This is a genomic window from Paenibacillus sp. RC67, from assembly GCF_030020805.1.
GTDB lineage: Bacteria > Bacillota > Bacilli > Paenibacillales > NBRC-103111 > Paenibacillus_S.
Map to the genome: position 1 here is coordinate 7389571 of NZ_CP125098.1, position 14174 is coordinate 7403744.

The 14174-nt window shown below is 49.8% G+C and carries 14 protein-coding genes; 3 read left to right on the forward strand and 11 right to left on the reverse strand.

All coding sequences use genetic code 11. The features are described from left to right. Positions 1 to 24: 24 nt before the first annotated feature. The 5 genes from QMA13_RS33340 to QMA13_RS33360 all read right to left on the reverse strand — a co-directional run bounded on the left by QMA13_RS33340 (position 25) and on the right by QMA13_RS33360 (position 5632). A complete protein-coding gene (locus tag QMA13_RS33340; RefSeq protein ID WP_282937922.1) occupies positions 25 to 1014 on the reverse strand; it encodes an acrylyl-CoA reductase family protein in 990 nt (329 codons plus the stop codon). A gap of 112 nt (positions 1015 to 1126) precedes the next feature. Next, positions 1127 to 1603, reverse strand: a complete 477-nt coding sequence (locus QMA13_RS33345) for a NanQ anomerase/TabA/YiaL family protein (RefSeq protein WP_282937923.1) — start codon at positions 1601 to 1603, stop codon at positions 1127 to 1129. Positions 1604 to 1771: 168 nt separating this feature from the next. Further along, on the reverse strand, positions 1772 to 2752 hold the full coding sequence (locus QMA13_RS33350; protein ID WP_282937924.1) for a hypothetical protein: 981 nt from the start codon (positions 2750 to 2752) through the stop codon (positions 1772 to 1774). Next, positions 2731 to 3324: a sigma-70 family RNA polymerase sigma factor gene (locus tag QMA13_RS33355; protein WP_282937925.1), complete on the reverse strand. Its 594-nt coding sequence runs from the start codon at positions 3322 to 3324 to the stop codon at positions 2731 to 2733. The genes QMA13_RS33350 and QMA13_RS33355 overlap by 22 nt, the downstream gene beginning before the upstream one ends. Before the next feature lie 349 nt (positions 3325 to 3673). Next, the gene (locus QMA13_RS33360) at positions 3674 to 5632 is read right to left on the reverse strand and encodes a glycoside hydrolase family 127 protein (RefSeq protein WP_282937926.1); all 1959 of its coding nucleotides are present in this window, start codon (positions 5630 to 5632) and stop codon (positions 3674 to 3676) included. 135 nt (positions 5633 to 5767) lie between these two features. On the opposite strand from QMA13_RS33360, the gene QMA13_RS33365 reads away from it, so the two are divergent. Both QMA13_RS33365 and QMA13_RS33370 read left to right on the forward strand, forming a co-directional pair. Then, positions 5768 to 6688 (forward strand): helix-turn-helix transcriptional regulator, encoded by a 921-nt coding sequence (locus QMA13_RS33365; protein WP_282937927.1) that lies wholly within the window; start codon positions 5768 to 5770, stop codon positions 6686 to 6688. 168 nt (positions 6689 to 6856) lie between these two features. Then, positions 6857 to 7279, forward strand: a complete 423-nt coding sequence (locus tag QMA13_RS33370; RefSeq protein WP_282937928.1) for a universal stress protein — start codon at positions 6857 to 6859, stop codon at positions 7277 to 7279. 61 nt (positions 7280 to 7340) lie between these two features. On the opposite strand, the gene QMA13_RS33375 is transcribed toward QMA13_RS33370, so the two are convergent. Genes QMA13_RS33375 through QMA13_RS33395 form a run of 5 tightly spaced genes read right to left on the reverse strand, consistent with a single transcriptional unit; the run spans position 7341 to position 12286 of the window. Beyond that, positions 7341 to 7949, reverse strand: a complete 609-nt coding sequence (locus QMA13_RS33375; protein ID WP_282937929.1) for an ABC transporter ATP-binding protein — start codon at positions 7947 to 7949, stop codon at positions 7341 to 7343. Further along, the gene (locus QMA13_RS33380) at positions 7939 to 8862 is read right to left on the reverse strand and encodes an ABC transporter ATP-binding protein (RefSeq protein ID WP_282937930.1); all 924 of its coding nucleotides are present in this window, start codon (positions 8860 to 8862) and stop codon (positions 7939 to 7941) included. Before QMA13_RS33380 ends, QMA13_RS33375 begins: the two co-directional genes overlap by 11 nt. 44 nt (positions 8863 to 8906) lie before the next feature. Next, entirely contained in the window at positions 8907 to 9737 is an 831-nt protein-coding gene (locus QMA13_RS33385; protein WP_282937931.1) for an ABC transporter permease, read from the reverse strand. A 1-nt stretch (position 9738) separates the two neighbouring features. Beyond that, positions 9739 to 10725 (reverse strand): ABC transporter permease, encoded by a 987-nt coding sequence (locus QMA13_RS33390; RefSeq protein WP_282937932.1) that lies wholly within the window; start codon positions 10723 to 10725, stop codon positions 9739 to 9741. A 19-nt stretch (positions 10726 to 10744) separates the two neighbouring features. Further along, a complete protein-coding gene (locus QMA13_RS33395; RefSeq protein WP_282943675.1) occupies positions 10745 to 12286 on the reverse strand; it encodes an ABC transporter substrate-binding protein in 1542 nt (513 codons plus the stop codon). 319 nt (positions 12287 to 12605) lie between these two features. Between QMA13_RS33395 and QMA13_RS33400 the strand changes: the two genes are divergently transcribed. Further along, complete coding sequence (locus QMA13_RS33400) at positions 12606 to 13025, forward strand: universal stress protein (protein WP_282937933.1); 420 nt, start codon at positions 12606 to 12608, stop codon at positions 13023 to 13025. 106 nt (positions 13026 to 13131) lie between these two features. On the opposite strand, the gene QMA13_RS33405 is transcribed toward QMA13_RS33400, so the two are convergent. Further along, positions 13132 to 14040, reverse strand: coding sequence for a LysR family transcriptional regulator (locus tag QMA13_RS33405; RefSeq protein WP_282937934.1), 909 nt, complete (start codon positions 14038 to 14040; stop codon positions 13132 to 13134). Positions 14041 to 14174 lie beyond the last annotated feature (134 nt).

The window sequence follows — 14174 nt, forward strand, 5'->3', positions numbered from 1 at the left end:
TGCATTATAACCTGTAAAAGGGACTCATAATTCCACTATGACTCTTCCCTTGATCCGTCCATACATGATTTCCTCCGCATAATGCGGTGCTTCGTCAAGCCGGATGCGCCGAGCAATCCGGCTCAGATGTCCTGTCGGCAGCAGATCGTCTGCTGTCCGCTTCCACAACTCATAACGGCGCTCAGCCGGATATTGCACTGAATCAATCCCGAGAAGGTTAACACCGCGTAGAATAAAGGGATGGACCGAGGTCGGGATCGCACCGCCGCCGGTAAGTCCGCTTACCGCTACAGACCCTCCGTAGCGGATGGAAGCTAGCAGGTAGGCGAGGGAACGTCCGCCTACCGGATCAACCGCAGCCGCCCATCGCTGTTTCTCGAGCGGCTTAATGCTCTCCGGGCTCAGCTCGCTGCGGTCGATGATCTCCTGCGCACCGAGTGAGCGCAAGTAGTCGTGCTCCGCGGCTTTGCCCGTACTAGCCACGACATGATAGCCGCGAGCCGCAAGCAGGGCCACGGCGAAGCTGCCTACTCCTCCCGTTGCGCCTGTAACCAGCACGGGACCATGGCCCGGCTGCAAGCCGTTATGCTCCAGGCGGTCGATGGATATCGCCGCCGTAAAGCCTGCCGTACCGATAGCCATCGCATCGAGCGGCTCCAGACCTGGAGGCAGAGGAATGACCCACTCCGCTGGGACCCTCGCCATTTGGCTCAAGCCACCGAAATGCGACACACCAAGATCGAATCCGGTGACAAGCACAGCTTGTCCCGAATGAAAACGAGCATCGGTTGAAGAAACGACCGTTCCGGCCAAATCGATGCCTGGAACGTGAGGATACGTACGTACAATACTACTGTTAGGCAAGCAGGCAAGCCCATCCTTATAATTGATTCCTGAAAAGCTGACACGGATGAGAACCTCTCCTTCCGGCAGGTCATCAACCGTCAGTTCTCTAACACCGAGCTCAAACCGCTCCCCTTGTTTATCAACTACCAAAGCCTGAAACGTAGTCATATCCATTGGCATCATCACTTGCTCCCTTCATTCCATTGATCCGATCTTCACCAGCTCAGAGCGTCTCCGATTACGACTGCCACAGACTAGCACAGCAACAGTGAATAAGCTATTACAACCCTAGCAGGCTTTTATGTATTTTGATAACAACCTTTCGAATTGGCTGTTCCTGGGCAGCACTGCAGCAAGGACGATGAATATCTCCTGGATAAAATACAGCAAAAGAGCCTGGGCGAAGCACCAAGGAGCTCTCAGCTCCAACTTTATCATAGAAAGCAATATCTTTCGTATCGAATGACTCCTCTGAAATCACTGCTTCCTCTGACAAAGGAGCGACACGAATCACTTCTTCTCCTGATAGCAGGAACTGAATATCGGTATGAGTGCGATGCGATTCCGGGCGCTGCTGTTCCCAGTTCTTCGTGGTCGCTTCTTGCAGCAGAGCGAACATAAGGTTCCCTTCAATTTCGTATTTGCCCAAGGGCAGTGAACTGAAGTCCGTGCTCCGAATATATTCTATCCCTCTATTAACCGCTTCAGGATATACTGCTTTTTCTTTTTCCCAGTTCGTCAAATCGCTAAAAATCATGTGCTGCACTACCTTTCTTATAATAGAATGAACTGAAACTATCTTCTATCAGTATACCCTTTAACAAGAAAAAAGATAAAGCACCGATTGACGCTTCAGATAGCTGTAAAACGGACAAAAAGCCCGCAATACCTAATGGATTGCGGACTTCTCCTATTGTTGGTACGTTTACTTCAGACTCTTAGCAACCGCCAGCAGCTCTTCTTTGGTTACATTTGGAGATGACGTCATGACATGGTATAGTATCGTTCCTCCAACCGTTTGCTCCATCCAGCTCACATCCCGAGCCTCACCTTTATCAGCAAAAACAGATTGATGATTGACGGTGTAGTATCCTTCTTGACCTGCTACGTCTACCTCCTCACCTGTTGTCTTGTCTCCTGTAACCATCTTTATATCCAAATGCTCATCGGTAGCGGGCAGCAGCTGATATCGAACTTCGATTTGATCGTTATGGGCGTTTGCATAAATTAATCCTGGACTGTACAACACTCCTGCTCCAATGGAAGGAGTCGCCGCTTTTTGCCATACGATCGTTTGCTTGGTTTCCCTGGCTTGCTGCTTTAATTGTTTCTCATAAACCGCATAGCTTGGTGCATCTATCATGCCGACCTCCGGCTGTAGTTCTCCCCTGACAAAAGCATATCCCTGTGGCAGTACTGAGGGAGCTTTGAGCTGAATACCTGCTTGATCCACCTGCTTCTTCCACTGCGTGATGTCCATGTAGGCAACGGGATGAATCAGCAGCGTAACTGCTGGAAGCTTCCTCTGCTCTAACGGCTGCACATAGACCACGGCGGCTTCTCCTGGTGCCAGTTGGCTTCTGACCTCCCGGAACGTCTCCCTGATTTGTTCATTTAAGCTATCTGGAAGCCCAGCAGCGGCATTCTTTGTCACTTCTATTTGGACCTTACTCGATTGCAGTGTGTACAGCAAATTCGAAGCGTAAGCAACGCCTGAGAACAGGAAAATGCATGCCGCAACAAGAGCAATTCGAGCTCTTTTACCGCCCCTTAATGATGCTCTTCGCAGCTTCTTCACCGCATAAGCATTAAATATAAGTTCCACTCGACCGTCGAGCTCACGAGGAAACGTCAGCTGCCCGGCATATTGCTGCAGCTCGGATTTCAGTTGATTTTGGATGGACATGTGGAAAAACCTCCTTCATCTTCCGTTATCGGATGGGTCGATCGCTGACGCAGCTTGTTAAGCGCCGTATGGTGCCTTGATTTCACGGTTCCTATCGGAATGCCCAACAGCTCCGCTATTTCCTCGAACGAGTAATCATGATAATACCGTAAAACAATAACCGATCGATGCTTGTAGTTAAGTTCTTGGACAAGCTTGATCAACTCACTGCGATGTTCATTACGCAAATAGGCCGATTCAGCGTCCAATCCCTGTTCACGGTGCTCCATACGAATACTGCGCTCATACAATCTGAATCTTCGCCACAATTTACGATTCCAATTATGAACCTGACGAATCGTTAACCCTGTTAACCATGATCGAAACGGTTTGTTGTAATCATACTTGGGCAGTGATTTGAAGAGCTCTGCATACACCTCGTTTACAACATCGTTCGCATCCTGCTTGTTATTCACTAACAGGGTTACCGTTCTGAAAACCTCCTCCTTGCTTTGTTCATAAACAATACGAAACGCTTCCTTACTGCCCTCTGCCATCTGGCGTATCCACTCATGCAATTTTTGCTCTGTCATAGGCGGCCGGCCCCCTAATCTTTATTTCACTCTATATTGGTCCTGCGCCCAAAAAAGGTTCATTTCTACCTCTTACCTATCTGCCTCCCACTAGGTCCTTGTCTAAACCCTTACGTGGATATGGGGCTCCAACCGCTGTTAAAGTCCTATTCTTTGAATGTATCTGGCCGTATAAACACGACTTTAAAGGCGGCCGCTATCGCTTTTCCACCCCATATCCATTCCCTCTGTTCTACTCGGGGAAAGCTGATTCAGGTACTTTGCGGGGAGCCCCGAAATGAAAAATAATTTAACAAAAGCCATCTCCCTGCCAGAACGGCATAGAAGACAGCTTCATTTAACTTATAGATCACTTCTCCCGAATCCAAACAGACATTTCGCCTTGAGTCCGGTTTCCCCATAAAAAGTAGGGGATAGCTTTTAATTGGTGAGGACCGGTAGGTTGGGTCGCAAAACGGTATAATTCCTCTTCGCCCCACGCATTCTCGTCTTCACGCGAAGCAGCAGCCTCTACGACGACAACACCGCCCAACAAATGGGCATCGAACCGTTCGGCTAATTCACCTTCGGAGTCAAGAACAATGGCTGTCAGCAGCTCGCCATTATCTGCCTCCTCCAAACAATACACGAGAGGACCGCGTTGAATAGCCGTTTTGCCTGCGTTCGCCCGCAGCTTCGGATTCGCTCGAACCCGCTGTGCGGTCATAGGCAGCTCCAGCTCCACGATATCTCCTACTTGCCACAATCTGCTGATATAGGCATATCCATCAACAGCAAGCGGTTCCACCTCCATTTGCTCTCCGTTCACTTTCAGTTGAGCGCCGCGGCACCATCCGGGAATGTGAAGTGCTAATGAGAACTCAACTGCTTCGTCGGGGTTAACCTCCAACTGAATTCGACCTTCCCACGGATAGTTGGAACTTTGCTTTAACTGCAATCCCGTACCTGCAACCTCCAACTGCGCTTCGCTTCCGATATATAAATGCGTATAGACGGTATCTGCGTTACTTGTATAGATGTACCCTCCCAGAGAAGCAAGCAGCCTTGCCACATTAGGCGGACAGCACGAGCAGCCAAACCAAGGCTGTCTAGACGTCTTCACATGCTTGCAGGATGGATTATGCTTACTTGCCTCCGGCCATACTTCCAACGGATTCACGTAGAAATAATGCTTTCCATCCAACGCCATGCTTCCTGCCACGTTATTATAGAGCGCCCGCTCCAACACATCGGCATATTGCCCCTTGGCTTCCAACTGGAGCATCCGATTGGCAAAAAAGATCAATCCGATCGACGCACACGTTTCTGCGTAGACCGTATCGTTCGGCAGGTCATAATCGAAAGTGAATGCCTCGCCTTGCGCGGTTGAGCCGATGCCGCCTGTTATGTACATTTGCTTGGAAACCGTATTGTTCCAAAGCGTCCGGCAAGCCTCTAATAGCGAAGCATCTCCGGTATGCCCAGCCAAATCAGCCATTCCCGTATACATATAAACCGCCCGTACCGAATGGCCGACGGCTTCTTTTTGTTCTCTGACAGGCACATGGCTTTGATGATAAGCCAAATTAGGAGGCGGTACCTTTCCCTGTCTCCAATGGGTAGTCTCTCCCCTCTTCTCCCACTCCTGAGTGAAGAAATGTGGCTGTTGGCCTCTCTCATCAATGAAGTAACGGCTGAGCTGCAAATAGATATCGTTTCCTGTTGCTTGATACAGTTTTACGAGAGCAAGTTCAATTTCTTGATGGCCATCATAGCCTCGAATTTGCCCAGGCTCTCTACCGAACACCACACCGATATAATCGGCAAAACGGCACATCACCTCAAGGAACCGACGTTTCCCAGTAGCTTCAAAGTAAGCAACCGCCGCCTCTATCAAATGCCCTGCAACATATAACTCATGGCAATCCGTTAGGTTTGTCCAGCGCTTATCCGGCTCTTTTATAGTGAAGTAGGTATTGAAATAGCCGTCGTCGTGCTGTGCTTCTTCAATCAAGCCGATAACCCGGTCCGCTAAAGCTTCCAGTTCTGCATCGGGATGATTCGCTAGAGAATAAGCTACAGCCTCCAGCCATTTGGCTAAATCGCTATCTTGAAATACAAAGCCGCCGAACTCCCCTGTCTTCTTACCTGCCGCAATCAAAAGATTGCTCATTGCATGACTCGTCTCAGCTCCAGGGATCTCGTCGTTCAAAGCCTCCCATTGATATGGAATGACGACCTCGCGGACCAGTTGGGTATAGGGAGACCAGAAGGGATCATCCATTCGCACCTTGTTTAAAGGCACCTGTTTGCTGGTAAAAAGCGACATCACGTCACATCCTCATCGGATATAATATAAATACAATTTCAACCTTTCTTGCCCTCATCATATCCTATAAAATAAATAAAAAATACGACTGGTTTCACCCTAAATTTATACTATTTGAACCTGAGGTGCGGTAGAATGGAATCCCTTTATATTCATATCCAGGCAGTACCGCTGCCCTTTTTCCTGGAGTGCGGAAAAACAATATACCAGCACGGCCATCAGCATCCGAACAGAGCCAACCTGGGCATGTTCGACCTTCTGCTCGTTCGTCAGGGTACGCTTTATATTGGGGAGGAAGACAGAAGGTGGGAGCTGTCTGCGGGCGAGATGCTTATCCTCCTTCCAGATCGGTATCATTATGCTACAACTCCATGCCAAGAGGAGACTTTGTTTTACTGGCTTCATTTTCAAGTTCCTGCCCCATGGAGGGAGGCGGAAACCTTCTCCGATCTTTATCTCAAGGACGACATCCATTCCAAAAACCAGATCGATCTGGTTCAGAATCACATTTTGACCATTCCCAAGCATTGGACGATGTCAGCCCCTCAGCAAGGATATGACCTATTCGAAAAGCTGCTGGCTCTGGCTAACGGGATGCGATCGAATGCTTTTTGGGAGCAGCAGCAATTATTTGTTGACCTGCTTCGCGCCGCTGTTGAAGGTCAGCATCCAGGCAACCTCGCCCCTTCGCGCATTGTCGCAGAAAAAGCCGAAGCTTATTTGAAGCAGCATTATCAAGTAGATATCACCAATGCTATGCTTGCAGGTGCGCTTCACTTTCATCCGAATTACATCGCCCGATGCATGAAGGAAGTGTACCAATGCACGCCGCTGGATTATTTGCAGCGCTATCGTCTTGAACAGGCAAGATTGCTGCTGTTGAAAACAGACCTTCCGATTTCGGAGATTTCCGATAGCGTAGGCTTTCATTACTCGGCCTATTTCTCGCGCTGCTTCACGCAGAGCATCGGCTTGACGCCTCGACAATATCGCAAGCAGTTTCAGCCAGCGGCTGCAAGTATCATGCCTGCCGCTCTGAACATCGATGAAAGCTAGCGCTAGCTCGCTCACAACTTAATCAAGCTTCTGATCTAGTACTGTCCAAACGCTGCATATCGTTCCTGTAATTGACACAACTAGTCAGATTTTTTCGACAATTTACGATAAAGACATGGTATAATGAAAGCGTAGAAACAAAACGAAATAATCACGGAGGTGGTTATCATGCTATTTACTAAAATTCTAGTTGCCTACGACGGATCGAACTTATCTAAAAAGGCGCTGGCAAAGGCAATCGATATCATACAGCAGGAAGCCGCACATGATGCCCAAGCCCCTCCGCTTCACGTCATTCACGGCGTACAGGACGTATCCTACGCCATGGGTACAACCATCACAATCGATCCGAAAATCAGTGAAGCGGTTATCCAGGAAGCCAAAGATGTCATTCCGGCTTCTGTAGATGCAAGCTACGTCATTCAGAACGGATCTCCGGCTAATACAATTTTGGATTATGCCGATGAAAACGGTATTGATTTAATTATTATGGGCAGCCGCGGGCTAGGCGCAATCCGTGAGTTCTTCCTTGGAAGCGTCAGCCACAACGTGGTGCAGAACGCCAAAGTGCCCGTTCTTATTGTAAAGTAAAACGAGTTATAGACTTGTAACGCACAACAGCACTACACCGTCCGCCGGTGTAGTGCTGTTCTTATTTCCTCCACGATGCTGTATCTACCACTCGGTGACATATGCGGTCGATCAGCTTCCGTTCATGGCTCACGACCAATATGCCGATATCGCGCTTGGCTGCCTCAGCCAGAACAGCATGCCAGATTTGGGCCTGTGTGATCGCATCGAGCATGGCTGTCATTTCGTCGGCAATCAGAAAGCGTGTCCCGGCTCCAAGTGCACGGGCAACGCAGAAGCGCTGCAGCTCGCCGCCAGACAGCTCATTCGGCCATCGGTTGAGCCAATCCGGCTCAATGCCCAGTGAGGAGAGCAGCTGTCTGTCAGGCTCCCCTCCTTCACGCAGCATCCTCCCCATTGTCCATCGCGGATTGACCGCTTTCTCAGGATGCTGGAATACAAGCTGCACAGGGTGAAAGCCAGAGACAGGCAGTGGTTTGCCGTCCAATGTTACTTTGCCCTCCTTCGGCTTTTCAAAGCCTGCGAGGATGCGGCCCAGCGAGGTTTTACCGAAGCCGCTTGGCCCCACTAACCCGACGACCTCTCCTGGCCTTATCTCTATGGCGACACCGCGGAACAGCCAAGTCCCCTTGTCATAATAAAATCCAATCTGTTGTGCCTCAAGATTCATGAATACACCTCACCATCCCGCCCCGCAGCTCGCGCTCTGGCGGCATGGTTTCATTACATTCCGGCGTTGCGAGTGCACAGCGCGGAGCGAACAAGCAGCCGGGAGGCAGCGCATTCGGATGCGGCTGAAAGCCTGGTATCGGCGCGAAATCATTTTGCGGCAGTGCACGCCATAAGGCTTTACTGTAAGGATGGCGTAATGCGTCACCCGAAGCACTGAAATCTTTAGCATGGGCCACTTCCACCGTCGTGCCTGCATAGAAGACGGCAACCCGATCCGCAATCGTCAATGCCGATTCGATATCATGCGTAATCAGCATAACGCCGGCACCGCTATCCGCAAGCTCCCTGAATCTCCCCAAGGTTTCTTTTACGGCTGCAGGGTCCAAGCCAGGAGTCGGCTCATCAGCAATGATTAGCTTCGCTCCGCTGATCGTAGCCGTAGATACCAGAACACGACGTGCCATCCCTCCGGACAGCTCAAACGGATATTTCTTATCCGTACCCGGGGCAAGCCGATACCGTTCGAATACTTCTTTCAGCTTGGGCTCAGGGTCTCCTTCCCTTACAGAAGCTTTCACCTGCTTACCTACCCGCATGAGTGGATCAAGGAACGTTACCGACTGGGGTACTAGTGCGATTTCTTTGCCCCGCAATTGTGCAATCCGATGGGAATTCAGCTCCTGCCCCTCATATTGAATGCTTCCACTCATCTTTGCATTCGCAGGCAAAATGCCCAGAACCGCATGAGCGAGCAAGCTTTTGCCCGAACCGCTGGAGCCGACAATAGCAACAATTTCACCTGAATGAACGTCCAGATGCAGATCATGTATGACTTGGATCGTGTTCTGCTTCAGACCGCTAGTATATTGCGTAAACGATATGGAAAGGTCCCGAACTTCCAGAATAGGCATCTTTCCTTCAGCTCCTTTACTTCTGTCTAGTAACTTTCAGCGACCTATTCATGCGCTTTATGCGGATCAAAGAGCTGACGCAGGTTTTCACCCAGTACATCAAACGCTCTTACAATCAGCAATAGGCATAATCCTGGAAAGAAGGCCAGCCACCACATCCCCGTTGATAGATACCGCATGGATTCGGACAAAATAACTCCAATAGCAGGCTGATGCGGAGACAATCCCATCCCAATAAATGTAATGGCCGCTTCATGCAGTATCGCATGTGGAAATAGCAGTACAATCCCGACCACAAATTGTGGAGCCAAGTGGGGCAGTAAATGCCTTGTGGCAATCCACCAGTGTGATTTTCCCAAATGCCCGGATATTTGAACAAATTCGGCTGACCTAAGCTGCATAACTTCAGCGCGGATCACACGCGATAAACTTGGCCAATGGGTGAACGCAATCCCGATAATAATCCCCTTGGCTCCCCCACCCATAACAAATGCAATAAGAATGAGCGTTACTAAATGGGGGACACTAAGGAACAAATCAATAAGCCAACTAATGAATCGATCAACCGTTTTACCCAACGTAGCAGCAGCCAGCCCGAGGGTCATTGCAATGACCACACTGGAAGATGCTGCCGTTAAACCTACTCCAATACTCAAAACTAGCCCTTTCATCGTGCGTGTGAACATATCCCGTCCCAACCAGTCTGTTCCGAATAGGTGGCTCCAGGAAGGTGCCAAATTGCGAATTTCCAGATGGGTTTGAATCCTGTCGCTGCTTAAGAGGAAGCCTGCCAACACTACAGTAATCAATAGCACGACAGACAATACAGTCATAGTTAACGTACTCTGCCTTCGGTTCATATTGCCATGACTCATGTTATGACCGCCCCTCTCTGAACCGCGGATCGACGATTCGATAGATAAGGTCGGCCAGCAGATTGCCCGAGAATACAAACACAGCGCTGAACAGTACAAGCCCCATCAGCAGCGGAATATCTCCACGAAGACCGGCTTCCACAGTAGCTTGTCCTAGACCTGGATATGAGAACACTTGCTCAGCAAGCACAGCGCCTCCGAACAGCTCGCTGAAGGAAGCGAACTGCAGCGTCACTGCCGGGAGGGCAATATTGCGCAGTCCATGTCTCCAAAACAGCTGGAAGCCTTGCTCTCCCCGCGCTTTGGCGAACAATATATAATCGCTGGTTAATACACTCACCAGCTTCTCCCTTGTGTGCATTGCAATAGTCGAAATTCCTACTACGCTGAGTGTCAATGCCGGTAGAATCATATGTTGAATTCGATCACTCCAGGTTACATCCTGTGCCAGCACCCCCGCTGGAACGCCCATTCCTACAGGAAACCATCCCAGCCATACGGCAAATACGATCAGCAGCAGCAGCCCCATCCAGAAGGTTGGAGTCGAAGCTAGCGTATAGCAGTACCACTTGATCGCTTTATCGATCCAACGATCTTTATTCATCGCTGCAACAACACCCGCAGCAAAGCCGATAAGACCGGATAACAGCCACGCTGTGCTCATCAAAGCGATGGAGCTCATGAATCGTTCACCGATTACCTCTGTAACCGGACGGCGAAAGATCATTGACGTGCCCATATCCCCTTGTACAACCGAGGCTGCCCATTTCAGGTACCGCTCCAGCGGCGGCTTGTCCAATCCCCAATGAGCAGTGATCAGCTCACGCTGCTCAGGCGATACCTTCATCATATCGGAGCCGATGTAGGCTTGAACCGGATCGATGGGAGATTGGCTGACGAGCAGGAAGGACACGGCGCTGATCGCAATCAACAGGAGGCACAGCCTCATGGCTTTTAGCCCAAGAAACTTTACCAAGCTTCCGCTCATCTCAAACGCCCCGCTTCCCTTATTTCAGCCATTTCCACTCTTCGATATTATCCGTTACCGGCCAGCCATGACCGTGGGGATGAATCCGCTGCTTGCCGATATCCAGATTGTCCTTCACCAAATACAAATGGTCGATGTTAACCAGCCATGCCCAAGGAGCCTCTCCTCTGGCACTCAAGCCTGTCGTGCCGTCCCACTGCGCTTTTTTCCAAAATTCCATAGCGTCCTTTGTATTCGTTGCGCGCAGCGCTTTGTTCATGTAATCATCCACCGTCGGGTTGTTGTAGAAGCCTGGATTGTAATACTCGACACCGCCGTATTTGCTGCTGTACACATTGTACATCTCCATCGGATCGTTGCTGCCCCAACCAAGCATGATCGCATTGGAATGCATCAGCTTCTTGATTTCATCCCAGCTTTTGCCGTCTACCTTAATGTTGATGCCGATTGATTTCATCATATCCGCCACCGTAATTGCGAGCGATTGACGGGTCACGTCATCCGATGGATAAATTAAAGAAAACTCCGCTTTCAACGATCCTTTTTCCAAAATACCATCGCCGTTCGTATCCTTCCAACCTGCGTCAGCCAATAGTTTCTTTGCTGCTTGCGGATCCGCATCCGGTACGACAGATTCTGGATTGTACCAAGGTAAACCATCATTTACGGTAAAGGCCGGAGTCCCATGGCCCTCCAAAACCCCATTGACCAACGCTTTACGATCTATCGCGGTATTGATGGCTTTTCGAATCGCAATATCTGCGGTTACATCATTACCGATCGGTATGCCGTCCTTCGTTTTTCCTCCAGATTTGACGTAAGGGAACACGATTCCCCGATTATCTACGGAATGAGCGGTTTCAAGCCGCATGCCTGGCACCTGCTGTTTGCTGAACGCTGCTGGAATGTAAGATACATCAACCTTGCCTGCCTTGGCAGCGGCAAAAGCGGCGTCCTCACTTAGAAACAGAAACGTCAGCTTTTTAAAATAAGGCTTCGCGCCGTAATAATCCGGATTCGCCTCGACAATCAGTTGCTGCCCTTTGTCCCATTGAATGAGCTTGTATGGCCCGCTTCCCATCGGCTTTTGCGAATAATCTTTACCATGTGCGTGTTTAGGGACAATTCCTGTCGCCAGCATCATCTGGATAAAAGTCGATTGCGGCTCCTTCAAAGTAAATTTGACCGTCGAATCGTTCAATGCCTCCACGCTTTTCATATTACTCAAATCAATAGCTGAACCGCTTTTAGCGGCTGTTTCGTATGTATATTGGATATCGGCTGCAGTTAACGGCTTTCCGTCCGTAAATTTCGCATCCTTGCGGATGTTTACCGTCCAGACCGTCCCTTCGCCGCTCAATTCATAGCCCGTAGCGAGGTCGTTCACAATGCTCATTTTCTCATCATATTTAAACAAAGTGCTTTGAAATAGTGGCGAACCGTATCGCCCCCATCCTGTGGTAGGATCAAAGCCCGCCTCCGGCTCGGAACCAACAGCTACGACCAATTCATCCTTCGCTTTCGTTGCGCTTTCCTTCGGAGCTTGAGTGCACCCGGTCATAACGATAAACAGCACCAGTGCAAGCAGCATGGTAAAAAATCGAACAGCTTGTCCTCTCAACACTTCTCTCTCCTTTTTTTTATTCATTTATCATGAAACATTATCCAGTAACACGAATCAAAAAAATTGTAACACACATTACTGTGACCGTCATCCCTTTCTTCCAAAGCTGTTGTTCTTCTGCTTTCAAAAGGGTAATAAACTTGTATCCCCAGAATAAAGCTGCCGCGGAAAGGAGAGGTTATAACGAACAGGTACAATTTGACGGAAGAATACGCCATGTGATTAACGGCCTAAATAAAGTAAAGAGGTGTTTAACATGTTTTCCAAAATTCTTGTCGCCTACGACGGTTCCGAGCTTTCCAAAAAGGCGTTGGAGCACGCCAAAAGACTGGCTGCTGCCGCGGCTGAAATCGAAGTGCTGCACGTCTATTATGTGCCTGTGCTCATAGTGGGGGAAGCGGTTCTCACCACCCCCCATCTGCAAAAAAACTACTATGAGCATGAGATGGCCGTCGATGAGGAAATCAAACGTTTGATCTCCGATCTACCCTCGGCTAAATCTATAATTAAACAAGGCCAGCCCGCCAAAACGATTCTCGAGCATGCACGTGAAAACGAGAACGATCTGATTGTCATAGGCAGCCGAGGCTTGACCGCGATTGATGAGCTGTTCCTAGGAAGCACAAGTCATAATGTCGTTCAGCACGCCGCGATCCCCGTTTTAGTCGTTAAATGATAGGTTGGGGTTTTCGATATCAGTAAAAGTTGCCATCAAAAAAGTCCTGCGACAATATCCGTTAGGTTACGGAATGCTTCGCAGGACTTTTTTTGTCCGAACAGACTCACTCATTTACGTGACTCTTCTTCTCTCCCCTTGATTCCTCCCCGGTCAGCAAGCCAATAAAGGTTAGCAGGGTCTGCGACATCCATTTCTTCGGATGCAAAAGCACCTGCAGCTGGAAGCGGAGATCTGGATGGTGAAACGGTATAACCGCAAGCGTACCGCGCTCCAGCTCATCTCCGACCGCTATTCGCGGCAGCAGGGCAATGCCAAGTCCGTTCATGACGCAATGCTTAATCGCTTCAAGGCTGCCGAGCTCGAAGCCGATACGATACGCCACTCCGTTATCCCGCAGCACCTTCTCAAAGGTACTCCGATAGATGCAGCTGCCCTCGGATACGATTAGCTCGCAGTCTTCGAGATCGCTCAGTTCGGTACCCTGCACCTTTGTCAGTGGATGCCCAGGTGGAGCAATGAGCACGAGGGGCTCCTCCCGAACCGTAATGCAGCGAAGCGCCGCATCAGCGGGATGGCGGTCGAGAAGGAGGGCGACGTCGTACTCGCCCTCCTTGACCTTCGCAACCAGCGCTGCCTCGCTGTCAGGCAGCAGCTGAATGCCCAGTCCCGGTTGCAGCTGCCTGAGCTGCTGCAGGTACGGCGGCAGGTAATATGCCGCGAGCGAATCGATAGTGCCTATGGTGACGGCAGCACTGACCTGATTGGCAATCGATTCCTTCGATTGGTCGTACAGGTCCAGCATTTGTACGGCTAGCTTGAGCAAAGTCTCTCCCGGCGGTGTAAGACGCAGCTGTTTGCCATAGCGCTCAAATAGAGGGACGCCGTATTCCCTCTCCAGCTTCTGTATTTGCATGGTTACGCTCGACTGCGCATACCCAAGCTCCTCGCCAGCGCGAGTGAAGCTTGCCCTTCGGGCTACCTCACGAAACGTGCGAAAGTACGTTAAATCCATCGTCTACTCGCCTCTATCATCAAAATTATTGATACACCTTATCATTTATTATAGCTAACACTGATAATGAATTCCATGCTACAGTGAGTTTAATCAATCGCAGCCAGTAGCTCACTCTATACAACTTATTAGGA